This window comes from Ruania alkalisoli, assembly GCF_014960965.1.
Lineage (GTDB): Bacteria > Actinomycetota > Actinomycetes > Actinomycetales > Beutenbergiaceae > Ruania > Ruania alkalisoli.
Map to the genome: position 1 here is coordinate 1,525,459 of NZ_CP063169.1, position 22,598 is coordinate 1,548,056.

Below are 22,598 nucleotides of genomic sequence, written 5' to 3' on the forward strand. Positions count from 1 at the left end.
TCATGACGACGACGTCCCCTGAGATCCGTAGTTCCGGTGCCCCTGGCGGGGTCCGACCTACTCGCCGTGACCGTGGTGAGGGCGTGCGCGGCGGTTTGCTGACCGCGCTCACCTGGGTGATCGCGATCGCGTTCTTCTTCCCGGTCGCATGGATGGCCATGACGGCGTTCAAACAGGAAGCCGAGGCGGCCTCGAACCCGCCGACCTGGTTCTTCACGCCCACGTTGGATCAGTTCCGGGCCGTGATCGAGGGCGGGGCGGGGGTGTACTTCGCGAACTCCCTGATCGCCACGGGCGTGTCCACGTTGCTCGTGATCGCGCTGGCAGTGCCGGCCTCATATGCGCTGGCGATCCGACCGGTGAAGAAGACGCAGGACGTGCTGTTCTTCTTCATGTCCACCAAGATGCTGCCGGTGGTGGCCGTGATCGTGCCGATCTACGTGATCGCGGGGCGGCTGCACGTCCTGGACACCATCTGGACCCTGGTGGTGCTGTACACGGCCATGAACCTGCCGATCGCGGTGTGGATGATGCGCTCCTTCTTCCAGGAGATCCCGGGTGAGGTGCTGGAGGCGGCGTCCATGGACGGTGCTGGGCTCATGCGCACGCTACGCGCGGTGCTCATCCCGATGGTGGCGCCCGGCCTGGCTGCGACGGCCCTGATCTGCGTGATCTTCGCCTGGAACGAGTTCTTCTTCGCACTGAATCTGACGGCGGCCCGGGCGGCGACGGTGCCGATCTTCATCACCTCCACGATGACCAGTGAGGGCCTCTTCCTGGCTCGCCTCTCCGCCGCGAGCCTGCTGGCGTCCTTGCCGGTGCTGATCGCCGGGTGGGTGGCGCAGAAGCAGCTCGTGCGTGGCCTCTCGATGGGTGCGATCAAGTAGTCCGCCCGCGAGGGTGGCTTGAGTGTCGGAAATCCACCGGCTGATTCGTGACACTCAAGCCACCCTCGTGCCTGTGTTACCAGCTGCGCGGTGGTTCTAGGGTTGCTCCATGGTTCCCGAGATGGCTGAGGTGCTGGCGGCCGGTGAGTTGACGCTCCGCCTCCTCGAGCCGGCCGACCACGCGGAGCTCCATGCGATCTTCTCAGATCCGCGGACCCACACGATCGGTAGTGGTCCCGTCCGTGATGCCGAGGAGACGAGGCAGTGGCTGGACCGCCGCAGGGTGCGACGTACCGAGCACGGCGTCGCGTGGTATGCCGTCCGGCGGCCGGATGGATCGATGATCGGTACCGCAGGACTGTTGATAGGGCGTACTGAGCCGCATCCAGAAATTGGATTCGAGATTCGCCATCAGGACCAGCGGCGTGGCTTTGGGACGGCTGCTGCCATGGCGGTGGTCGCAGAGGCGTATCGAGCGGGATTCGAGCAGGTGTGGGCGACCGTGCGCCCATGGAACGTCGGCTCGCTGCGGGCGTTGGATCGTGTCGGGTTCCGTCCGCAACGCGTTGAGCGTGACGAGCACGGTGAGCTCATCTGCCTGCTGCACCGCGCGACGGTGGCCTGAGTGTCGTTCGGGGCGCGAGAATCGGCACTCAAGCCACCCTCGTGTAGCTGCGCACCTGGCGCCAGAGCACGACGGCGGCCCGCCACCCCAGCAGCAGGGCCCCCAGGGTCACGAGAGCAACCAGGGGGAAGGCGCCGGAGAGACCACCTCCGGTGAGTCCGCGCAGCGCGAGTCCGCCGGCTGCTGTGATGAGCCAGACCAGCACGCCCGTCGGCCACACCAGATGCGGGTGGCGCCATGCCCGGGACACGAGCCAGCCCGCGACGAGAGCGGCCAAGAACGGCCATGCTGTTCCGAGCGTTCCCAGCAGTACCCCGGCGTCGTGGTGGGTGCCGCGCCCGGCAACCACGAAAATCAGCACCGCCAGTACGTCACTGGCGATAGCCCGCCAGTGACGAGCGGTCGATCGTGACGGAGCGGGCGCCAGCGGGTGGGTGTTGTCGCTCAGACCAGCCGCCCAACAGTCGCGAGTGCCGTGCGCACCAGGGCCCCGTGCCCGTCCACCATGTCTGCCTGCACCATCGGGGAGACAGCCTCCTCCGGCGTGAACCAGCCGATGTCGAGAGCATCCTGCTGGGGGCTGCAGTCGCCGTCCACAGGGACGATGTAGGCCAGCGCGACGGCGTGCTGGCGCGGATCGTGGTACGCGGTGATTCCTGGGGTGGGAAAGTACTCGGCAACGGTGAACGGCGTGAGTGTGACCGGCAGCCGGGGGAGTGCCATCGGGCCGAGGTCCTTGTCGAGGTGACGGGCAAGTGCGTCGCGGATCAACTCGTGGTGCATCACCCGGCCGGAGACGAGGGCGCGGGAGATGCCACCGTCGCGCGGGGTGCGAAGGAGCAACCCGATCTGCTGGATCACACCGTCCGGGTCGACCCGCACGGGGACCACGTCGACATACAAGATGGGCAACCGGCGGCGAACTGCCGCCAGCTCGTCGGGTTCGAACCAACCGTCGCCGGTCTCGATCGCAGTCTCGCTCATTACGTGCCGTACCCCGTCGATGAACTCTCGATGAACTGTGCTGGTGCCAGGATCTCACGCACCAGAACCCGGGCGGTCGGTTTCCACAGCAATCGGTTCCTTCGTCACAGTGCGCGAGGCGGGGCCGTCGCTTCGCTCCTCCTCGTCCCGCTCGGGCAGGGTTCCTTCGTCACAGTGCGCGAGGCGGGACTCGAACCCGCACGCCCGAAGGCACAGGAACCTAAATCCTGCGCGGCTGCCAGTTACGCCACTCGCGCGCGTGGTCCTAGCGTAGACCGTGGCCGGGTGCCCTCGTGCACCCCCACGGTGCGGACGCGCCTGGGCGACCCTTTAGCCTGGGTGCCGTGACGCTCGCACCCCGACCCTCCGCCGTCCTCGTGCTCGACTTCGACGGGACTCTGTGCATCGGTGACGATCCGGTGCTCTTCTACGCCGAGGAGATCCAGCGCCGCCACGATGCGGCCCGTGGCCTCGTGGACCACACCCGGGAGTTCTTCGCCGGGGTGCGTGACATACCCGATGCCCCGGACGGCTATCATGCCGTCGCGACGCTGGCCACCGCAGCCGGCGTCCCGAGTTCCGTGCTCGGCGAGGGCTACCTCGCCTCCCGCCGCCGGCTCGATGAAGGGGAAGGCGAGACCAACCCGCCCGACGGCGTGGCGGAGCTCCTCACGCAGGTGCGTCACCTCGGGGTGCAGGTGGTGCTGGTCACGAACGCGCCAGCGGTGGGTGCGCAGAGCTGGATCGAACGGCAGGGACTCGGGTTGCTGATCGACAGACTGTGGCCGGATGCCGGAAAGCCGGCGGCCATGCCCGGGATCCTTGAGGAACTCGCTGCCAGTCTCACCGACCCGGGCCGGCTCGCGAGCGTGGGCGATGTGTGGATCAACGACGTGGAGCCGGCCGTGCGACGTGGCTCGGCAGGATTCTTCATCGACAGGTTCGGGCGGGGAGACGGGCCGTGCACCGCCGCAGCGCCCACATTCGAGGAACTGGCGCCGGCGATCGCATCGTGGGCTCGCGAGCACCTCGGGGCGGACGAAGCAGCGTCCTGAACGAAGTGCCGCAGGGACCGACTCGCCGGGAAAGTCTCGATCGTTCCGTGAGTGTTTACCGGACTGCAACCCTGTATCCCTAGCGCGTTCGTCTTTGCCTCAGTAGCGTGCAACTCGTGTTCACCGCACCCGCGGCTGACGTAATGACGTTGCGGGGGCAACCGATGGTGCCGATCGGCACCCTGACCTCACGAGGGTGAAAGATGAAGCGTGCGATGCGATTCGCGGCGATCGGCGCCGTGGCTGCGCTTGCTCTGACGGCATGTGCGAGCGAGGAGCCGGCCGATGATGAGACGACCGCCGAGGAGACCGGCGGCGAGGATGCCGGTGACGAGACCGGAGAGGACATGGCCGACCCCGAGGAGCTGGTGCTCGGCCTGGTGCCGTCCCAGGACATGGATGCGCTGGTGGAGGACGCCGACCAGCTCGGCGCCTTGATCGAAGCCGAGCTCGGCATCCCCGTGACGACCACCGTGACCGACAGCTACGCAGGCCTGGTGACCGCGATGCAGACCGGTCAGGCCCACATTGGCATGTTCGGGCCGATCGCCCTGGTTCAGGCTGCCGACCAGGCCGGTGCCCAGATCGTGCTGCAGTCGGTGCGCTACGGCACGTCGACCTACCACACCCAGTGGTTCACCAACGATCCGGACACCTACTGCCTGGACGAGGTCGTGGAGGTCGAGCAGGAGGACGGCGCGATCTACACCTTCTGCAACGGCACCGACGAAGCGGAGACCGGCCCGGCCGGCGAGGACGCCCTGGCCCTCATCGAGCAGGACACGCAGATCTCGATGGTCGACGAGTCCTCCGCATCCGGCTACTACTACCCGGCGACCCAGCTCGAGCGGGTCGCGGGCCTGGACCCGCTGGCGCTCAACACGCTGTTCGCGGGCGGTCACCCGAACTCGATCATCAACGTGGCCAGCGGTGACTACGCAGTGGGCGTCAGCTTCGATGACGCCCGTGACAACGTGGTGGAGGAGAACCCGCAGATCGGTGAAGAGGTGACGGTCTTCGCCTACTCCGACGAGATCCCGAACGACGGTGTCGCCGTTGCCGGTGACCTTTCCGAGGACCTGCAGCAGCGCATCGCCGATGCGATGGTCGCTGTGATCGAGACCGAGGAAGGGGCTACCGCCTTCGACGAGGTGTACTCGATCGAGGGACTCGTGGAGGCCGACCTGGACGCTCTCGACGCCGCCCGGCAGGTCGAGGCGAACTTCGCCGGCCTGTGACCGCCAGCTAGCTCTCGGCGCGGGTGGGGTGTGCATGCACCCCGCCCGCGCCGACGCGTGAGAAGGAATCACATGATTGAGTTCCGCGACGTGTCCGTCACCTACCCGAACGGCACCAAGGCTCTCGACGGCGTCGACCTCACCATCCCGGACGGGCAGTTCGTCGTGGTGGTCGGACTTTCCGGTGCCGGGAAGTCCACGCTGGTGCGCACCATCAACGGCATCGTGCCGGCCACCGGTGGTGAGCTGTTGGTGGACGGGGCGCCCGTGGCGGCCGCCAACCGGAGACAGCTGCGTCGGCTGCGCTCCCAGGTCGGGATGATCTTCCAGTCGTTCAACCTGGTGAACCGGACGACGGTGATGAACAACGTGCTCACCGGCCGGTTGCACTCGGCAGGTTTCCTGCGATCGGTGTTCGGGTGGTTCTCCGCCGCGGACAAGGAGATCGCCTTCGATGCCCTGGAACGTGTGGGCATCCTGGAGAAGGCCTACGTACGCGCCTCTCAGCTCTCCGGCGGTCAGCAGCAGCGCGTCGCGATCGCCCGCGGGCTCGCGCAGCAGCCACGGGTGATGCTCGCCGATGAACCTGTCGCCTCGCTCGACCCACCCACTGCAGACGCCGTGATGCGGGACCTGCAGCGCATCAACCGCGAGCTCGGTATCACCACCGTGGTGAATCTGCACTTCCTGGACCTGGCCCGTCGCTACGGTGACCGCATCATTGGCATGCGCGCTGGGAAGGTGGTCTTCGACGGGACTGGCGCTGAAGCCGATGACGCGGTCTTCGAGTCCATCTACGGACGCTCCCTCACCGCCGAGGATGTGGTCGAGAAGAAGGCGGGGCCGGTGACGTGAACGCACCCGTTGCCAGCGACAGGCCGCCGCCCGCGGACCGGCCGGTCAAACCGCCACCGTCGATCGGCACGATCGTCGGGCTGCTCGTCTTCGCAGCGATCAGCGTCTACGCTGCCATCGGAATCGAGTTCACGCTCCGGCCCCTGTGGGAGGACGTGAACCGCGGCCGGGAGATCATCGCCCGGTACTTCGACCCCAACTGGGCCATCCTGACCCGGCCGGCAGTCCGTGAGGGGTTCCTGGAGACCCTCTACATCGCGATCATCGCCACGCTGGTGGGGTGCCTGATCGCGCTGTTCTGCGCGATGCTTGCCTCCAAGGTCTCAGCACCCAACACGCCGGTGTACCGGATCACCAAGCTCGTACTCTCGGTGCTGCGGTCATTGCCGGACCTGGCGTGGGGTCTGCTGTTCGTGGCGTTCGTGGTGAACGGACCTCTCGCAGGCGTGCTCGCGCTGATCATGTTCAACATCGGCATCGTCGCGAAGCTGACGTCCGAGAGCATCGACGCTGTCGATCGCGGTCCGATCGAGGCAGTCGAAGCGGCCGGTGGTAGCCGGTTCCAGCGTGGCCGGTACGCCGTGCTGCCGCAGGTGGCGCCCAACTACCTCTCGTACTGCTTCTATGTCTTCGAGATCAACATCCGCGCCTCGGCCGTGCTCGGAATGGTCGGTGCCGGCGGTCTCGGTGTGGTGATCAACATCCTGGTATCCCGGCTCCAGCACGAGGACCTGGCGGCCGTGGTCTACGCGCTCGTCGTCGTGGTGTTCATCCTCGATCAGGCATCCCGGGCCGTGCGACGGAGGCTGACATGAGCGCGCGCGAGACTCCTCCGGCCACGCAGGCATCCCTCGCCCGCCCGCGCCCACCCTCGAAGGTGCGCAGCACGGTCTGGCTGCTGGTGAGCGCCGCGATCGTGCTTTTCGCGATCTGGCAGGTGAATGCCGACTGGTCCCGGTTCGGCAACATCTTCACCGAGGCTCCCCGGTATGTCGCCCTCATGGGTCAGGGCGTGATCGAGAACCCGTTCACGATGCCGTGGAGCGAGTACTGGACCAAGAGCCTGGCCCTCATGGTCGAGTCGCTGCAGATGGCCTGGATCGGCACGCTCATCGGTGCCGTGCTCTCCTTCCCGGTCTCCTTCCTCGCTGCGAGCAACACGGCACCGCGCGTCGTGGTCATCATCACGCGGCAGGTGCTCAACATCATTCGTGCGGTTCCGGAGATCGTGCTCGCGCTGGTGTTCATGATCCCGGTGTTCGGGCTGGGTCCGCTCGCGGGTGCGATGGCCCTGGGAGTCGGATCGGTGGGGACACTCGGCAAGCTCTCGAGCGAGGCGATCGAGGGTATCGACCGGGGCCCCTTGGAGGCGCTCGATGCGGCTGGTGCGTCGAAGCTGCAGCAACTGCGCTGGGCTGTCGTCCCGCAGGTGCTGCCGGAGATCGTCGCCTTCTGGCTCTACCGGTTCGAGATCAATATCCGCGCCGGCGCGATCCTCGGCATCGTCGGTGCCGGAGGTATCGGCTCGATCCTCGACCAGCTCTTCAACGCCCGTGAGTGGGGGCGGATCGGGATCACGCTGGTGGTGATCATCGTCGTCACCGTGATCGTGGACCAGATCTCAGCGAAGGTCCGGCAGCGCATCATCGCCGGACCGGGTGCGCCCGCGGCGGCGAAACACCTACGTGAGCGGGTCGCGGTGTGATGAACGGCAATCCGGAGCCGGGGAGTGTCCCGGCGCTGATCCGCGCTGGCGTCGCAGGCCTGCACCCGAGCGAACAGCGCGTGGCCCAGGTGTTCATCGATCGCCCCGAGTGGACGATCGAAGCCTCCGCTCAGGAGGTGGCAGATGCCGCGGACACCTCGCGGGCAACGGTGGTGCGAACAGCCCAGCACCTGGGATTCTCCGGCTACCCGCAGCTCCGGGTCCTGCTGGCCCGGGACGTCGGCCTGAGCACCCGCGCTGTCAACGAGACAGAGCCCAAGGACGCTGCCGGCGTGGTGCGGGCAGTGGTGCGGGACGTGGCCCGGGCAGCCGACGACCTCGCTCTGCTGCTGAACGGTGACGATGTTCTTCGAGGTGTGGAGCTGCTGCTCGCTGCTCAATCGGTGCTCGTGATCGGGAATGGGCTGTCTGCCCCGGTGGCGATGGAAGCCGCGATGCGTCTCAACGCGATCGGCCGCAGTGCTGATGCGCCGATGGATCATGTCGCACAGGGAGTGCGAGCTCGGCTTCTCGGCCCCCAGGACCTGTGCATCGTGGTCAGCGGGACCGGGAGCACCCGGCCCACGGTCCAGGCGGCGCGGGCTGCCAGAGATGCCGGGGCGGGGCTGATCGCGTTCACCGCGTTCACGGGCTCACCGTTGACGGAGATCGCCACGGTGAGCTTCGTCTCGGGGCTGGGTGCTTCCTCGTTCCGCGACGAGATCACCCGGACCACGCGCCTGAGCCAGACGATCATGGTCAATGCTCTGATCCGGGCGCTCATCCAGGCAGACCCGGAGAGCGCCCGGCTCGCGCAGGCGCGGATGCTGGACGTGATCGGCGAGGTGTTCCTGCAGGACCCGCCCTGACAGGACTAGTCCCGCTGCCTCGACCTACAGGACTGGTCAGTCGATGCCGAGATCGCGACGGAGCTTGGCGACGTGGCCCTTGGCGCGCACGTTGTACTGAGCCTCGGTGACGGTTCCGTCTTTGCCGACGACGACGGTCGAACGGATCGCGCCGACATAGGTTCGTCCGTAGTTCTTCTTCTCACCCCACGCCCCGTAGGGATCGAGTGCGGTGTGCTCGACGTCACTGACCAACGGGAAGGTCAAGGACTCGTCATCGGTGAACTTCTTGAGCTTCTCGACCGGGTCCGGTGAGACGCCCACGACGGAATAGCCGGCCGCGGTCAACGACGCGAGCGAGTCGCGGAAATCGCACGCCTGCGTGGTGCAGCCCGGCGTACTGGCGGCGGGGTAGAAGTACACGATCACGCCGTTCTCGGCGGATTCTCGTGCCTCGGCGAGAGAGAACGAACTGCCGTCGGCGGTGGGCAAGGTGAAGTCGGGCGCGGCCTGGCCCGGCTCGAGTCGCGGCATGGATGACCTCCGTGGTTAGGGTGCGGCTCCACCCTACGTGGCGTGCGTCACTGCCGGTGTTCCCGGTTCGCATCGGCGGTGCGAGCCCTGCTATTATCGATGACGCGCTCGCACCTCTAGCTCAATTGGCAGAGCAAGTGACTCTTAATCACTGGGTTCCGGGTTCGAGTCCCGGGGGGTGTACCCCAGACGGCCCGTCAGCACCACGCTGGCGGGCCGTCGTCGTTCCCACGAGGCCGTGAGTGCACCCGGTCAGCGTCCGCCGGCCCGCCTTGTGATCGCGTCGCTAGGGACGCCGGACGAGGAGGGCGCCCGGTAGGAGCGAGATGCTCACGGCGGAGACCAGACCGAAGCTGTCTCCGTCGAGCTGGATGTGCTGCGCATCGTCGAACCGGGCCGTGAACGTGCGATCGCGCACATACTGCATGGCGCGCAGGTCGGGTGCCGCGCGCAGGACGACGCGTCCACCTTCCGTGCGGTGGAGCATCCCGCCGATCCCGAGCCGGGCTGCCACGCGGAGCCACTGCCAGAACCCTTTGGGGCGCAGCAGGATGACGTCGAGCAACCCGTCGTCGGGTTCGGCGTCCGGAAGCAGGAGGATGCCGGCCGGGAGTGTGCCGCAGTTGCCGACGATCACGGTGTGTGCAAGGACTGTGCGCTCGGCGGCGCTGCCCACCTGATAGTGCATCTCGAACTGTTCGTTGCCGAGCACCGACCGGCTGATCGGCTCCGTGTAGGCAAGCCAGCCGATCCGCTTCTTCAGACTGCTGTTGGTGTCGTTCGCCATCCGCGCGTCGAGGCCCACGCCGGTCATCACGAGGAACATGTGCGTGCTCACCCGGCCGTCCGGGTGCGTGAGCCGGGCGACGCCGACGTCGATCGCGTGTGCCGAGCCGGTGAACGCCGCGTGCACAGACGTCTCGATGCTGCCCATGAGGCCGAGGTTGCGGGCCAACAGGTTTCCTGTTCCGGTGGGTACGACTGCGATCGGTGTCCCGCTCGAGTGCAAGACCTCGGTGACGGAGCGGAGGGTGCCGTCACCGCCGACCACGATCACGACCGTCGGGGCATGTTTCAGCGCGGCGCGCGCGACGTCGTGCCCGGGATCGTCGGCGGAAGTCTCGAGCCACACCGAGGGACACCATCGCCCCGCCTGCTCCTCGACGGCGACCGCCGACCGTAACCGTGCCACGTCCACCTTCAAGGGATTGACGACCAGCACGGCCCGGCGCTTCTCGCTAGGCAGGTCCTCCTCGGAGTTCTGTCCTGGCACGCGCACACCACCCCTCGGGGACTCGACCTGTGCCGCTCTGGCGGGCCTGCTCGCCTGGCACGGGACCGACGTTGTCGTGATCATGATCCCATCACGCCCAGGGGAGACCGGGAAGTCGAACCTCGTCATTACGACCATTGGAGCGTGGGCAGGTCCTGGTGGACCCGTGACCGCCTGCGGTCCTATCGTGAGGATCGGCGCCGGCGGGAGCCGGTCGACACCTTTCGGGTCACCGGACGTCGCCGATCGAGTGCGCCCTCACCGCCGAGCACCCCGAGGAGATCCTCCACATGACAGCCACCGGCACCTCTCCCTACCGAAACCTCGGCCGCAGCGGAGCTGTCGTCTTCGAACAAGCGCTGGGGACGATGACCTTCGGCAAGGAGGCCGACGAGGAGACCTCGCACGCCCTCATCGATGCCTACCTCGAGGCCGGGGGCAACTTCCTCGACACCGCCGACGTCTACAGTCAGGGCGTCAGCGAGCAGATCATCGGACGGTGGCTCGCGGCCCACCCCACGCAAGCGCAGCAGGTGGTGATCGCCACCAAGGGCAGGTTCCCCATGGGTGCTGGTCCGAACGACCTGGGTACCTCGCGCCGTCACCTGCGCACTGCACTGGACGATTCGCTGCGTCGCCTGGGTGTGGACCATATCGACCTGTACCAGCTGCATGCATGGGACGCCCTGACGCCGCTGGAGGAGACGTTGCGTTTCCTCGATGACGCCGTCTCCGCCGGCAAGATCGGGTACTACGGGTTCTCGAACTTCACCGGCTGGCAGCTCACGAAGGCCGTGCACCTCGCTGAGCGGCATGGCTGGGCCCTCCCGGCGACTCTGCAGCCGCAGTACAGCCTGCTCGTGCGCGGCATCGAGCACGAGATCGTGCCCGCCTCACTCGACGCCGGGATCGGCCTGCTGCCCTGGTCTCCGCTGGGGGGCGGCTGGCTCAGTGGGAAGTACCAGCGTGACGTCCCCCCGACCGGCGCAACCCGTCTCGGTGAGAACCCGGAGCGGGGGATGGAGGCGTGGCGCAAGCGCAACGACAGCGAGCGCACCTGGCGGATTCTGGACGCAGTCACGGACATCGCTGAGGCTCACGGCTCGAGCCGGTCGCAGGTGGCGCTCGCATGGCTCAGTGCCCAGCCCGGCGTCACGTCGGTGATCCTCGGAGCGCGGTCTCTTGACCAGCTCCGTGACAATCTCGGTGCCGTGCAGCTGCACCTGACCGACGACGATCTCACGCGCCTCACTGAGGCCAGTGCGCCCGAGACGGAGGACTACCCCTACGGTGTGCCCGGGGTCAACCAGCGGCATCGCAAGATCGAGGGCGGTCGCTGAGCGCCTCGACTCAGCGGGCGAGTGGCACCGGCGTCCGGTCGAGGTTTAGTACGGTTTCATCGTGACCACCTCACCCGACGCCGGTGCACGGCTCGCCCTCGTGACCTGTTCCGCACTGCCCGATCTGCATCCTGAGGATGCCCCGTTGATCGAGGCGCTCGCCGAACGTGAGGTCTCTGCCGATGTCCTCGTGTGGGACGACCCTGAGGTGGACTGGTCCGTGTACGACCTGGTGGTGCTGCGCTCGGTATGGGACTACACCTCCCAGCGCAAGAAGTTCCTCTCGTGGGCCGGTTCCGTGCCGCGCCTGGTGAACCCGCCGAACGTGGTGCGCTGGAACATCGACAAGCACTACCTGCAGGCGCTGGAGGACCACGGGCTGCCCGTCGTCCAGACCACCTGGCTGGAGCCGGAGGCCGGCTATGACAAGCGTGGCCTGCATAACCGGTTCCCGGCGCGTGAGGACTTCGTGATCAAGCCCGCCGTGGCAGCAGGTTCGGAAGGTGCGGGCCGGTACACGGCCACCGATGCGAACTCCCGCCGGTACGCGATCGAGCACGCGAAGAACCTGATCGAGGCGGGCCATAGTGTGATGGTGCAGCGGTACATGCCGGAGGTGGACTCACACGGTGAGATTGCGCTGGTGTTCTTCCACGGAACCTTCTCGCACGCGATGCGCAAGGACGCCATGCTGACCGGCATCGACGACCCGAATGCCTTCCAGGTGGAGGAGATGGAGGCCTACAAGGCCACCCACGCGGAGATCGAGGCGGCGCAGCGAGCCCTCGCCTTCGCCCGTGCCCGGATCCCTGGCCGGAGCATCTCCAGCCGGCCGCTGCCCTACGCCCGGGTGGACCTCATTCCTTCCGGACGCACCCCGGTGGTGATGGAGCTCGAACTCATCGATCCCGCCCTGCACTGCTCCCTGGGTCGCGACGCGATGGCCCGCTTCGCCGACTCGCTCGCCGCGGAGATCCGGATGGGTCCGGACTCGAACAATATTGACCTCGCCTGACCCACGCTCTCGCCTGGTCAGGCGCCGGTCTCGTTGTCCACAGCGGCCCCGTCGGTCGAGTCGGTGCCCCGGCGAGCCCGCCGTACCAGCGCGACGGTCACGGTGATTGCGGCGGCCCATACGACCCAGCTGACGGCGTGGTGCAACCAGTACGCGCCGTCGTCGAGTTCGGCGGTGGGGATGATGAGGTTTGCGTAGGCGTACACCAGCACCGTGTTCAGGAGCGCATGCCCGAGCACGGCCGGCCACACCGAGTGCGACAGATACCGCACTGCACTGAGGACGAACGCGGCGAGGAAGAGGTTCACGGTCGTGGCCAGCACTTCACGGCCCGGGATGGTGCCGTCCGCGAGATAGGTCGCGGTCAGCGGGAGGTGCCACAGCGACCACACCACCGCTATCGCCGTGCTCGCTCGCCAGAATCCCCACGGTGCCAGAAGCGTGGTGAGGTAGCCGCGCCAGGCCACCTCCTCGCCGATGGTCATGACCGTGGTGACCACGACGAGCGGGAGGATCAGAGCGGCGGTTGAGGCTGCGCCGTCGGCAATCGTGAGTTCCTCCGCTCCGACGCCGACCGAGACGGCGATCGTGATCGCCGGCACCAGCACCAGCACCACGATCACCAGCAGGCCGGCCCGCCCGATCGGGGCAAACGGTCGCAACGGTGTGATGGCGGACTGACGTAGGAACGACGTGCCACGCCGGGTGATCAGGTGCACCCCGAGCATCACCACCAGCGGGAGCCACTGCAGGATGGGTGTGAGCGGGCCGAGCAGATCGGTGCTGGCGCCACCGAACCAGATCGGGGCCATCGCTGCTGCGGTCAGGAGCAGCAGGACGATCACGAACCGGATGAACGTGCGGGCCGCCTCGCTGGGCAGAGGCCCCGCACGGTGCCAAGGAAGAAGGATCGGGTCGCTATTTGTACGCCGTACAGACTCCATGTGGACGACTATACTTCTTCGATGCCACACCGCCGCAACCGAGGCCCTCGCGGTGACCTCGACCTCGAGCGTGTGCTGGATGCGGGCGAGGCACTGCTGGCCAACGGAGCGCCAGATCGCGTGAGTATCCGGGCGGTCGCCGCGTTCCTGGACGTGGCCCCGAATGCTCTCTACACCTACGTCTCCTCCAAGGCCGAGCTGCATCAGCGGCTCGCCGACCGTGGTCTCGCCAGGATCGATCTGGAGTCGCTCGCCGCAGGCGCGGGTACTCCTGCCGATCGGCTGCTCGCGTTTGCGGTGGAGGCGCGCCACACGCTGCTCGCCCATCCTGGGGTGCTACGCATCCTGGCCACGACCCCGGTACGAGGGCCCGCGTCCGTGGCGCTCAACGAAGCACTGCTACAGACGTGCCGGGACGGCGGACTGGACCTCGCAGGAGCCCGGAGCCTGATCTACGCCCTCACCGTGTTCCTGCACGGCTACCTGTTCCTGGAGATCGGCGATCGTGAACGCGACCAGGAACCGGAGCCGTTCGATGTTGACCTGTCGACGGCCCCGCTCACCGCTCGGATGGCTCACCTGCCCTGGGACCCCGCGGGCGAGTTCGCTCGCGGTGTCAGAGCTTTGCTGTCCGGGCATGGACTGCCGGCTCAGGCCGACTCACATGAGGCATCCGCTGACACAGATCGGCCCGGCCACCGCGAGGTAGCCGGGCCGGATCGCGCCGGGTGAGTGTGCCAGGTCAGGAGTGCTCAGGTCAGGGAATGACGGCGTCCGGCATGTTGTCCATCGCCGCCCGGTTGGCCGCAGCGATGCTCCACGCGGTCTCCCGCGGTGAGACTCCTGTACGCATCGACTCCTCCAGCAGCCGCGCGACCTTGGTGCGCATCTCGGTGTAGAGCCGGTCGAAGGAGTCGGCAGGGTCGGTGCCCACCCACCCGAACAGCAGCCACCAGGCCCATGCCGCGGCGCCGGTGTTGGCGACGATGTCCGGGACCACCATCACGTCCCGCCCGGCCAGCATGGCCTCCGCCTCCCGGGTGACGCCGGTGTTCGCGGCCTCGACGATCACCGATGCGGCGACGTCGTCGACGTTCGCGGGTGTGATCGCGTAGGAGATGGCAGCGGGAACGAGGATGTCGGCCTCCACCGCCAGGACTGCCTCGCGGGGCAACTGGGTGACGGTGAGCGGCACCCGGCTGCGGTCGATGGTCCCGTAGTCGTCGCGCAGATCGAGCAGAGCGGGCACGTCGAGCCCGTTCGGGTCGTATAGCGTGCCGAGCGCATCGGCCATCGCCACCACGTGCACGCCAGCCTCGTGCAGGTAGAACGCAGCGGCTCCGCCCATCGTCCCGACTCCCTGGATCGCGACCTCGGGTTGCATCCATGCGCGCGTCTCGAAGACGCCGAGGCAGGCCTGCGCCACGCCGTAGCCTCCGATCACGTCACCGAGGACGCACCCGTCGTCGGTCATGATCTCCAGCCCGGCGCGCACCCGGTTGAGAGTGTCCGCCGGGTTGCTCGAGCGCTGGATCGCCGCGTGGAACGACTGGCCGAGTCCGACGGCGGCGAACGCGTCATCGATGCGCTGCTGGGTCACGCCGAGGTCCTCAGCGGTCACCCAGTGGGCGTCCAGCCACGGCTTCATATCGGCGAAGAAGCGCTCCAGCACGCCGGTGGCGCGTGGGTCCTGCGGGTCGAAGTCGATCCCGCCCTTGGCGCCACCGACCGGGAGCCCGAAGACGGCGGTCTTGGCGGCCATGCCGCGGGCCAGGTCCTCCACCTCGGAGAGCGTGCATCCCGGGCGCATCCGGGTACCGCCGGTAGCCAGGCCGGAGACGAGGGTCTGGATGACGAGGTAACCGTGAGCGCCGGTGACCGGGTCGGTCCAGTGGATCCGCCGGTACGGCTCGGTTCGGGTCTCGACGCCTGTCAGCGACTGGCCGGCGCGGCCGTCGTCGGCGGATGGGTTCTGCCACCGTGTGTCGAGAGTCGTCATCACGATCACCTCCTGCTGGTCGTCTTCTCGGTCCCTGAGGAGAGCCCTGACGGCGTCCCTCACCTGGTGCTTCCAGCGTGCGGGCGGCACGGCCGTACGTCTAGCAACGGTTCATGCACGGAATCGTTCAGTTCTGCTTCAGGTTCGGCCTCCGGCGCGTACTCTGGCCGATATGGAGCTGTCTCTACGCCGCCTACGGATGCTGCGCGAGCTCCATCGCCGCGGAACTGTGACCGGTGCGGCAGCAAGCCTGCACTACAGTCCGTCGGCGGTGTCTCAGCAGCTCGCTCAGCTGGAGCGTGAGGTGGGTGCCACCCTGTTCGAACGGATGGGACGCCGGATTCGCCTCACCGAGCTGGGGGTGTTGCTCACCGAGCACGCTGAAGACATCCTCGATTCGGTCGAGCGTGCCGAGATGGCGCTCGAACACGCTCAGGGCGGTGTGGTCTCGCGGCTCGAAGGAGGTGTGTGGGCATCGGTCGCCTCGGGCCTGCTCCCGACGGCGTTGGCCCGGCTCGCCGAGGAACACCCCGGTATCGAGGTACGCACCACGGAGCTGGCTCCCGAGGACACCGCCGGAGCCGTGCTGGACGGCTCGCTCGACTTCTCATTCGTCATCGACTACTCCGACTACGCCATGCCGTGGGATCCCGCGCTCGCCCGGGAGGTGATCGCGGTGGAGCGGCTGCACGCCGCCGTGCCCGCCGGGTCGATTCTCGAGACCAGCATTTCCCTGGCTGCGCTCGCAGAGACCTCCTGGGTGCTCGCTGGGCCCCGTTCTCACTTCGGCCGGGCCGTGCGGATCGCCTGCCGCCGCAACGGATTTGAACCCCGGATCGCACACGAGGTCGAAGAGCAGTCCACCGCGCTGGCGATGGTAGCTGGCGGTCTGGGTGTCACCTTGGTCTCGGACCTCGTGCTCGACGTCGTTCCTGACGGCGTGGACATCATTGCGCTGACAGAGCCGGTCCTGCGCACCGTCTCCCTTGCCCACCGGGCCACCACTCCCACCCGGCGCTCCCTGGAGCTGGTGATCGACGCGGTGCGTGCCGCGGCAGCTGAGCGAGGGTTGGCGGCGAGCTCGACACCGCCGTGACCGGGTGCGCAGGCTACATGGGGAGTCAGAGCCGGGGCGCGGGAAGATCGAGCCGTGCAGTGAGGCCTCCTCCCGGGTTTGCTTCGAGCGTCAGCGTCCCTTCGTGCGCGTGGGCGATGGCAGCGACGATTGCGAGGCCGAGCCCGTGGCCGGTGCCGCGCGTGACGGTGCGGCCGTTGCCGCGGGCGAAAGGTTCGGTGAGTTGATCGAGCGTGTCGTCGTCGATGACGGCGCCGGTGTTGGTGATCGTGAGACGTGTCCGGTCGGCGTCGGTTGAGGTGGCGATCGCGATCTTCCCGCCGGCGTGGTTGTGCCGGGCGGAGTTGCGCAGCAGGTTGGAGATGGCCTGGCGCATCAGGATCGCGCTCCCGAGGGTCCTCGCGCCGATGTCGTCCACTTCGACCGTGAGGTCCTTGGCCTCGATCTCGTCGGCGAGCTCTGTCATGACCTCGTCGATGAGTGGGGTGAGGTCAACCGGTTCGGGGGCAAGGAGGGCGTTACTCGCACTGGCGAGGTCGAGAAGGGCCTCGACGGTGTCGATGTGGGACTGGTTGACGTCGCGGATGCGTTCGGCCAGTGCGCGGAGCTCGCGGGCGTCAGCGTCCGGGTCTGCGAGGGTGACATCGATCATGGTCTTGACGGTGGTCAGCGGGCTGCGCAGCTCGTGGGAGGCGTTGGCGGCGAACCGTCGTTGTGCCTGGAAGGAGTGCTCGAGCGAGGCGAGCATGCGATCGAAGGTTTCGGACAGGTCGCGGATCTCGTCCCGGGGGCCATCCATGTGGATGCGGTGGTCGAGATCGCCGTTGGCCGCGCGGTTGGCGGCGGTGTTGATCGCGGCGATCGGCTCGATGATGCGACCGGCCATCACCCACCCGAGCACGGCCCCCAGGACGATGAGGATGCCGAGCGCGATCGCCGAGGCGATCAGGAGGTTCTCGAGGAAGTCGTCGGCGCTCCTGATCTCCAGGGGCTGGGCCGTCCCGAATCCGGTGGGCTCGGTGGGGCCGGAGGCGGCGTCGGGGGACGCGCTCGGATCGATTTCGGTTGCTTGGCGCACCTGCAGGTCGTAGCTCGGTACGTACCGCATGTAGAGATAGAGCAGTGCGATGAACACAAGGCCGCACACGGCGACGAGGCCGGCATAGCTCGCGCACAGGCGCGCGCGGATCGTCAGTCTGCGCCTGCGCGAGGCGGATCGCAGTTCCTGCGCGCTCATGCGGCAGTGCCGAACCGATAACCGGCACCGGGCACGGTCTGGATGACCCAGGGCCGGCCGAGGCGTTTGCGAAGGTTTGAGACGGTGACGCGGACAGTGTTGCTGAACGGATCCGCGTTGGCGTCCCAGGCCTGCTCGAGCAGAGTTTGTGCCCCCAGAGCTCCGCCGTCGGCCTTCATGAGGGTGTGCAGGACGGCGAACTCCTTCGGGCTCAGACGGATGAGGCGCCCACTGCGGTAAACCTCGCGGCGGAACGGGTCCAGCCGGACGCCGTGTGCGTCGAGGACCGGCGGACTGGCCGGTTGGTTACGGCGTTCCAGGGCGCGTAGACGCACGACGAGTTCCGGGAACTCGAACGGCTTGGGCAGGTAGTCGTCGGCACCCAGCTCGAACCCGGCCACCCGGTCGTCCAGGGTGCCGGCAGCGGTGAGCATCAGCACGCGGACCTCCGGATGTTCGCGGGCGAGGCGAGAGCAGACCTCGTCGCCGTGGACACCGGGCAGGTCGCGGTCGAGAACCACGATGTCGTAGTTCTCGTCAATGACAGCGTCCAGCGCTCGCGTGCCGTCATGGACAACGTCCGCGGCGATCGTCTCGCGTCGCAATCCGGTGCGGATGGCGTCAGCGAGGTAGGGGTCGTCCTCCGCGATCAAGACGCGCATCGCATACCTCCGCTGATGTGTTGCCGACTGTACGGCAGCGAACCACACGAGGCGTTGTGAGGACATAAAGGAAATCCTGAACGTCTTGAGAACACCACTCTTGATCGACTGGTCGGAGCCGTCGGAGAAACCACGGTCACGATCTTGAGGAGTGCTGATGAGTCAACCACGCCGAACCGTCACCTTTGCCACCACAGTGGCGGCCCTGCTCTTGGCGGGCGCGAGCCTGGCCGGATGCAGCAGCGATGACCCGGACACGACTGAGGAGGGCTCGGGGCAGTCGTCGTTCTCCAGCGCGGAGGAGTATCAGCTCGCGTTCGCCGAGTGCATGCGCGATCAGGGCGTCGACATGCCGGATCCCGGGGAGGACGGCGTAGAGATCGGCGCCGGACAGGGCGAGGGGTTCATGGAGGCTGCCGAGATCTGTTCGGACGCGCTCGGCACGCCGCCCGGGGGTGAAGGTGGCGCTCGACCGGCGCAGGGCCAACGTGAGTTCGACCTGGCGATGGCGCAGTGCCTGCGTGAGAACGGCCTCGAAGTCCCTGACCCAGCGCCTGACGAGGGGCTGACCGTTCCGATGGACGCCGGGCAGGATCTGCTCGCGGAGTGCGGGGCGGTCGCCGACGAGGCCGTGGGAGCCACGCCGTGACGGCGATCCAGCACAGGAACGGTCCCGAGGCCGAGACCTCATCATCCGATTCCACCGATGCCCTTCCACCGCAGAAGCGTTCACGACGCCGGGTCGTCTTCGGCGTCCTCGCCGGAATCGTCCTTCTCGGAGCGACGGGGGCGGGGGCTTGGGCAGTCTCTACCGGCGCGTTCGCGGACTCCGGCCAGGACGACCTACAGCAGCAGTTCGCAACCGAGCTCGTCGCGCGTGGCGATCTGGAAGAGAGCACCAACGCGACCGGAACCTTGCGATACGACGGATCTCGCGCGGTCCAGGCGGGACTAGCGGGCACGGTGACCAGGCTGCCCAACCCGGGGGCCATCGTCGCTGGCGGTGAGAGCTTGTACTCGATCGACGATGCACCCGTGTTCCTGCTGCGCGGCGAGACGCCCGCGTGGCGGGGGTTCGCCGGCGGGATGGAGGACGGCACCGATGTACGACAGTTGGAGCAGGCGTTGAACGATCTCGGCTTCTTCACCGACGAGCCCGACGAGCAGTTCCGGTGGACGACCACCGAGGCGATCATGGACTGGCAGGAATCCCACGGGCTCGAACGCACCGGGGAACTGCCGTTCGGTTCCATCGTCTTTGCAGGCGGCGACCTGCGCATCGGCACGCTGACCGCGAACGTCGGTGACCAGGTCGCGGCGGGAACTGACCTGTTCGAGGCGTCCGGCACCACCCAGATCGTCGATGTGGAGCTCGGTCTGGCGGACCAGCAGCTCGCGGTCCTCGACACGGCGGTTGTGGTGCGCCTGCCCGGAGGCGAGGAGACGTCCGGGACGATCGTCTCTGTTGGCACACCGACCGAGACCGAAAGCTCGACCGGTCAAGCGACGACGGTGATACCGGTCGTGATCGCACTCGAGGACCCGGACGCCGCAGCAGCGTTCCAGGAGGCCTCGGTCACGGTCGAGATCCCGAGCCAGTCCCGTGAGGACGTCCTCTCGGTCCCGGTCGGCGCGCTCCTGGCGATCAGTCCCGATCAGTTCGGAGTCGAGGTGGTCGGCGCCGACGGTTCAACCCGTCAGGCGCCGGTCGAGACCGGCCTGTTCGCCGGTGGCCGCGTGGAGGTCACCGGCGACGGTATCGCCGAGGGAACAGAAGTGGTGGTCCCGCAACGATGAGCACTGTCATCACACTCGACAACGTCCAGCGCGCGTACGGCGACCCCCCGGTCCTGGCCTGCGCGGGAGTCTCGTTGCAGATCCACCGGGGGGAGTTTGTCGCCATCGTCGGGCCGAGTGGGTCGGGTAAGTCCACCCTGCTCAACCTGATCGGAACCCTGGATCGGCCGACCGCTGGCAGCGCCCATATCGACGGCCTGAATGTCGAAGACCTCGACGACCGTGCGTTGTCGGCACTGCGGGCCCACCGGATCGGCTTCGTCTTCCAGCAGTTCCACCTCGCCGAGGGAGTCACCTCCCTCTACAACGTCGCCGATGGGTTGCTCTACACCGGAGCACCGCTCGGCGAACGCCGTCGCCAGGCCGAGGTTGCACTCGAGCGGGTGGGCCTGGCCCACCGCCTGCACCACGTTCCGCATCAGCTCTCCGGAGGCGAGCGCCAGCGGGTCGCGATCGCGCGCGCCGTCGTAGGTAACCCGCCGTTGCTGCTGGCGGACGAACCCACCGGGAACCTCGACAGCACGGCCGGAGCGTCGATCGTCGAACTGCTGCACGAGCTGAACGCCCAGGGCACCACCGTGGTGGTCATCACCCATGACCGCGAGCTTGCCGCCAGGCTTCCCCGTCGTATCGCCATCAAGGACGGGCGTGTCGTCGCCGACTCCGCCCAGGAGACCCGCGCATGAGTGCCGTCACGACACCCACGACACCCACGAGCCCGACACCCACGACGAGCGGTCCGCCGCAACGCTCGCGGCTGCTCCTGCGCGACGTCCTTCGCCTCGGTACGACCGGACTACGCACCCGGCCGACGCGGGCGGTCCTGTCCGCCCTCGGCATCGCGATCGGCATCGCGGCGATGATCGCCGTCGTCGGGACCTCGTCATCGAGCCAGGCCCGCCTGAATGAGCAGCTGTCCCAGCTCGGCACGAACCTCCTCACCGCGACTGCCGGTACCAGCTTCACCGGCGAGCAGACGAGCCTGCCCCCAGACGCTCTTGGGAAGGTCACCCTGATCGAGGGGGTCGAGTCGGCCAGCAGTACCGCGGCACTTCCGGTGAACGTGTACCGCAGCCCCCTGTCGGACGCGGCCGCCACCGGTGGGATCACCACCATGGTCGCCGACCACGACCTGCTGGACGTCACCTCCACTGAGGTTCGCTCGGGGACCTGGTTGAACGATGCGACCGCCGGCCTGCCCACCGTCGTCCTCGGCGATACCGCCGCTGCACGCCTCGGCATGGTCACGCCCGGCACCCAGGTGTGGCTCGGCGGGCAGTACTTCACTGTCATCGGGATCCTTGCGCCCTCGGCCCTCGCACCCGAGCTCAACACCGCGGCCCTCATCGGCACCGGGGCCGCGGAGAGTCTCTTTGGCTATGACGGCTCACCAACCGTGATCTACGAACGCTCTGCCGATGGTGCGGTTGAGGTCGTCCGTTCCCTTCTCGCGCCCACGATTTCCCCGCAATCACCGGGCGATGTGGACGTCTCACGCCCCTCGGACGCGCTCGCCGCGCAGAGCGCCGCGAACGACGCCTTCACGGGACTTCTCCTCGGCCTGGGGTCGATCGCTCTGCTCGTCGGCGGCATCGGGGTGGCGAACACCATGATCATCTCGGTGCTGGAGCGCCGTCGCGAGATCGGGTTGAGGCGTGCCCTGGGCGCGACCCGCCACCACATCCTGATCCAGTTCCTCGCCGAAGCGCTCCTGCTGTCCGCGCTCGGCGGCATCTTCGGCAGCCTCCTGGGAGCAGCCGCCACAGGCGTGATGGGCCTCATCAACAGCTGGCCCTTCGCCCTGCCACCGGCCGCCATCGCCGTGGCGGTCGGTGCGACCCTCCTCATCGGAGCGATCGCCGGTCTCTACCCCGCCGTCCGCGCCGCGCGTACACCGCCCACCGCCGCACTCAACTCGTGACGCGCGCCACCGCCCGATCGCCCTTCGGCCCGAACATATGCAGGATCTCGACGGCGGTGTCCCCGGCCGGGCCGAACCAGTGCGGAACCGAAGCGTCGAACTCGGCCGTCTCGCCCGGTGTGAGCTCGTGCTCGTCGTCGCCCAGCACCAGCCTCAGGGTGCCAGCGAGAACGTAGAGCCAGGCGTGGCCCTCGTGGGAAGTCAACTGGGGCTTGCGTGGCCCTAGCACGTGCTTGAACACCTGAACCCGGCCGGGGTAGCGCGTCAGTGGCACGATCACTCCGCCACGGGTCTGACGACGGGGCTCCAGATGGACGCGCGGGTCACCGGTGCCGGGAGCGTCGACGATCCGGTCCAGCGCCACTCGATAGATGCGGGCCAGGGGGATCAACAGTTCCAACGTGGGCTGGCGATGTCCCGTCTCCAGCCGCGAGAGTGTGCTCACCGACGTGCTGGTCTGCTCGGCGACGTTCTCGAGCGAGAGTCCACGTGACCGGCGAATCTCACGGAGTCGGGGCCCGATACCGCTGAGGATCTGAGCGACGTCTGCATCCACGGGGAGATCTTTGCAGATTCTGCAAACCTCCGCCGCGTGCGCTCAGTC

The 22,598-nt window shown here is 67.7% G+C and carries 25 protein-coding genes and 2 tRNA genes; 17 read left to right on the forward strand and 10 right to left on the reverse strand.

The window, feature by feature from the left end:
* Positions 1–2 precede the first annotated feature (2 nt).
* Positions 3–887, forward strand: a complete 885-nt coding sequence (locus tag IM660_RS06520; protein ID WP_193498558.1) for a carbohydrate ABC transporter permease — start codon at positions 3–5, stop codon at positions 885–887.
* 109 nt (positions 888–996) lie between these two features.
* Positions 997–1,512, forward strand: coding sequence for a GNAT family N-acetyltransferase (locus tag IM660_RS06525; RefSeq protein ID WP_193498559.1), 516 nt, complete (start codon positions 997–999; stop codon positions 1,510–1,512).
* Between the two features lie 28 nt (positions 1,513–1,540).
* On the opposite strand, the gene IM660_RS06530 is transcribed toward IM660_RS06525, so the two are convergent.
* From IM660_RS06530 to IM660_RS06540, 3 genes are all read right to left on the reverse strand, one after another.
* Positions 1,541–1,873 carry a DUF3054 domain-containing protein gene (locus tag IM660_RS06530; RefSeq protein ID WP_246465184.1) on the reverse strand — a complete coding sequence of 111 codons (333 nt, stop codon included), beginning with the start codon at positions 1,871–1,873 and terminating at the stop codon, positions 1,541–1,543.
* Positions 1,874–1,956: 83 nt separating this feature from the next.
* A complete protein-coding gene (locus IM660_RS06535) occupies positions 1,957–2,496 on the reverse strand; it encodes a DUF4916 domain-containing protein (protein WP_159622139.1) in 540 nt (179 codons plus the stop codon).
* A 175-nt stretch (positions 2,497–2,671) separates the two neighbouring features.
* Positions 2,672–2,753: transfer RNA gene (locus tag IM660_RS06540), tRNA-Leu, on the reverse strand.
* Positions 2,754–2,840: 87 nt separating this feature from the next.
* Between IM660_RS06540 and IM660_RS06545 the strand changes: the two genes are divergently transcribed.
* The 6 genes from IM660_RS06545 (at position 2,841) to IM660_RS06570 (ending at position 8,218) form a co-directional block, all read left to right on the forward strand.
* Entirely contained in the window at positions 2,841–3,551 is a 711-nt protein-coding gene (locus IM660_RS06545; RefSeq protein ID WP_193498560.1) for an HAD family hydrolase, read from the forward strand.
* Positions 3,552–3,754: 203 nt separating this feature from the next.
* Positions 3,755–4,789 (forward strand): phosphate/phosphite/phosphonate ABC transporter substrate-binding protein, encoded by a 1,035-nt coding sequence (gene phnD, locus IM660_RS06550; protein ID WP_193498561.1) that lies wholly within the window; start codon positions 3,755–3,757, stop codon positions 4,787–4,789.
* 72 nt (positions 4,790–4,861) lie between these two features.
* Positions 4,862–5,644 carry a phosphonate ABC transporter ATP-binding protein gene (gene phnC / locus IM660_RS06555; RefSeq protein ID WP_193498562.1) on the forward strand — a complete coding sequence of 261 codons (783 nt, stop codon included), beginning with the start codon at positions 4,862–4,864 and terminating at the stop codon, positions 5,642–5,644.
* Positions 5,641–6,459 carry a phosphonate ABC transporter, permease protein PhnE gene (phnE, locus tag IM660_RS06560; protein ID WP_193498563.1) on the forward strand — a complete coding sequence of 273 codons (819 nt, stop codon included), beginning with the start codon at positions 5,641–5,643 and terminating at the stop codon, positions 6,457–6,459. The genes phnC and phnE (IM660_RS06560) overlap by 4 nt, the downstream gene beginning before the upstream one ends.
* On the forward strand, positions 6,456–7,349 hold the full coding sequence (phnE, locus tag IM660_RS06565) for a phosphonate ABC transporter, permease protein PhnE (RefSeq protein WP_193498564.1): 894 nt from the start codon (positions 6,456–6,458) through the stop codon (positions 7,347–7,349). Before phnE (IM660_RS06560) ends, phnE (IM660_RS06565) begins: the two co-directional genes overlap by 4 nt.
* On the forward strand, positions 7,349–8,218 hold the full coding sequence (locus IM660_RS06570) for a MurR/RpiR family transcriptional regulator (RefSeq protein ID WP_193498565.1): 870 nt from the start codon (positions 7,349–7,351) through the stop codon (positions 8,216–8,218). Before phnE (IM660_RS06565) ends, IM660_RS06570 begins: the two co-directional genes overlap by 1 nt.
* 36 nt (positions 8,219–8,254) lie before the next feature.
* Here the strand turns inward: IM660_RS06570 and IM660_RS06575 are convergent, their stop codons facing one another.
* A complete protein-coding gene (locus tag IM660_RS06575) occupies positions 8,255–8,731 on the reverse strand; it encodes a peroxiredoxin (protein WP_193498566.1) in 477 nt (158 codons plus the stop codon).
* A 110-nt stretch (positions 8,732–8,841) separates the two neighbouring features.
* Between IM660_RS06575 and IM660_RS06580 the strand changes: the two genes are divergently transcribed.
* Positions 8,842–8,914, forward strand: a tRNA-Lys gene (locus IM660_RS06580).
* A gap of 103 nt (positions 8,915–9,017) precedes the next feature.
* Here the strand turns inward: IM660_RS06580 and IM660_RS06585 are convergent.
* Complete coding sequence (locus tag IM660_RS06585; protein ID WP_246465185.1) at positions 9,018–10,004, reverse strand: diacylglycerol/lipid kinase family protein; 987 nt, start codon at positions 10,002–10,004, stop codon at positions 9,018–9,020.
* A gap of 290 nt (positions 10,005–10,294) precedes the next feature.
* On the opposite strand from IM660_RS06585, the gene IM660_RS06590 reads away from it, so the two are divergent.
* Positions 10,295–11,344 carry an aldo/keto reductase gene (locus IM660_RS06590; RefSeq protein WP_193498567.1) on the forward strand — a complete coding sequence of 350 codons (1,050 nt, stop codon included), beginning with the start codon at positions 10,295–10,297 and terminating at the stop codon, positions 11,342–11,344.
* Positions 11,345–11,405: 61 nt separating this feature from the next.
* Positions 11,406–12,359 (forward strand): ATP-grasp domain-containing protein, encoded by a 954-nt coding sequence (locus IM660_RS06595; protein ID WP_193498568.1) that lies wholly within the window; start codon positions 11,406–11,408, stop codon positions 12,357–12,359.
* Positions 12,360–12,376: 17 nt separating this feature from the next.
* On the opposite strand, the gene IM660_RS06600 is transcribed toward IM660_RS06595, so the two are convergent.
* On the reverse strand, positions 12,377–13,303 hold the full coding sequence (locus IM660_RS06600; RefSeq protein ID WP_193498569.1) for a CPBP family intramembrane glutamic endopeptidase: 927 nt from the start codon (positions 13,301–13,303) through the stop codon (positions 12,377–12,379).
* A 21-nt stretch (positions 13,304–13,324) separates the two neighbouring features.
* On the opposite strand from IM660_RS06600, the gene IM660_RS06605 reads away from it, so the two are divergent.
* Positions 13,325–14,035 (forward strand): TetR/AcrR family transcriptional regulator, encoded by a 711-nt coding sequence (locus tag IM660_RS06605; RefSeq protein WP_193498570.1) that lies wholly within the window; start codon positions 13,325–13,327, stop codon positions 14,033–14,035.
* Between the two features lie 25 nt (positions 14,036–14,060).
* Here IM660_RS06605 and IM660_RS06610 read toward each other — a convergent pair whose 3' ends face one another.
* The gene (locus IM660_RS06610; protein ID WP_193498571.1) at positions 14,061–15,302 is read right to left on the reverse strand and encodes a Glu/Leu/Phe/Val dehydrogenase dimerization domain-containing protein; all 1,242 of its coding nucleotides are present in this window, start codon (positions 15,300–15,302) and stop codon (positions 14,061–14,063) included.
* Positions 15,303–15,474: 172 nt separating this feature from the next.
* On the opposite strand from IM660_RS06610, the gene IM660_RS06615 reads away from it, so the two are divergent.
* Positions 15,475–16,398: a LysR family transcriptional regulator gene (locus IM660_RS06615; protein ID WP_159622153.1), complete on the forward strand. Its 924-nt coding sequence runs from the start codon at positions 15,475–15,477 to the stop codon at positions 16,396–16,398.
* A 25-nt stretch (positions 16,399–16,423) separates the two neighbouring features.
* Here the strand turns inward: IM660_RS06615 and IM660_RS06620 are convergent, their stop codons facing one another.
* Together IM660_RS06620 and IM660_RS06625 are read right to left on the reverse strand one after the other, a co-directional pair.
* The gene (locus IM660_RS06620) at positions 16,424–17,614 is read right to left on the reverse strand and encodes a sensor histidine kinase (RefSeq protein WP_193498572.1); all 1,191 of its coding nucleotides are present in this window, start codon (positions 17,612–17,614) and stop codon (positions 16,424–16,426) included.
* Complete coding sequence (locus IM660_RS06625; protein WP_193498573.1) at positions 17,611–18,276, reverse strand: response regulator transcription factor; 666 nt, start codon at positions 18,274–18,276, stop codon at positions 17,611–17,613. The genes IM660_RS06620 and IM660_RS06625 overlap by 4 nt, the downstream gene beginning before the upstream one ends.
* Before the next feature lie 157 nt (positions 18,277–18,433).
* Here IM660_RS06625 and IM660_RS06630 point away from each other — a divergent pair, with 157 nt between their 5' ends.
* From IM660_RS06630 to IM660_RS06645, 4 genes are read left to right on the forward strand one after another with little or no spacing between them, the layout of a single operon-like run.
* Positions 18,434–18,925: a hypothetical protein gene (locus tag IM660_RS06630; protein WP_193498574.1), complete on the forward strand. Its 492-nt coding sequence runs from the start codon at positions 18,434–18,436 to the stop codon at positions 18,923–18,925.
* Positions 18,922–20,073 (forward strand): efflux RND transporter periplasmic adaptor subunit, encoded by a 1,152-nt coding sequence (locus IM660_RS06635; RefSeq protein ID WP_193498575.1) that lies wholly within the window; start codon positions 18,922–18,924, stop codon positions 20,071–20,073. Before IM660_RS06630 ends, IM660_RS06635 begins: the two co-directional genes overlap by 4 nt.
* Positions 20,070–20,759 carry an ABC transporter ATP-binding protein gene (locus IM660_RS06640; RefSeq protein ID WP_193498576.1) on the forward strand — a complete coding sequence of 230 codons (690 nt, stop codon included), beginning with the start codon at positions 20,070–20,072 and terminating at the stop codon, positions 20,757–20,759. The genes IM660_RS06635 and IM660_RS06640 overlap by 4 nt, the downstream gene beginning before the upstream one ends.
* Positions 20,756–21,994, forward strand: coding sequence for an ABC transporter permease (locus IM660_RS06645; RefSeq protein ID WP_193498577.1), 1,239 nt, complete (start codon positions 20,756–20,758; stop codon positions 21,992–21,994). Before IM660_RS06640 ends, IM660_RS06645 begins: the two co-directional genes overlap by 4 nt.
* Here IM660_RS06645 and IM660_RS06650 read toward each other — a convergent pair.
* Positions 21,984–22,550, reverse strand: a complete 567-nt coding sequence (locus IM660_RS06650) for a helix-turn-helix domain-containing protein (protein ID WP_193498578.1) — start codon at positions 22,548–22,550, stop codon at positions 21,984–21,986. The genes IM660_RS06645 and IM660_RS06650 overlap by 11 nt on opposite strands.
* Positions 22,551–22,598 lie beyond the last annotated feature (48 nt).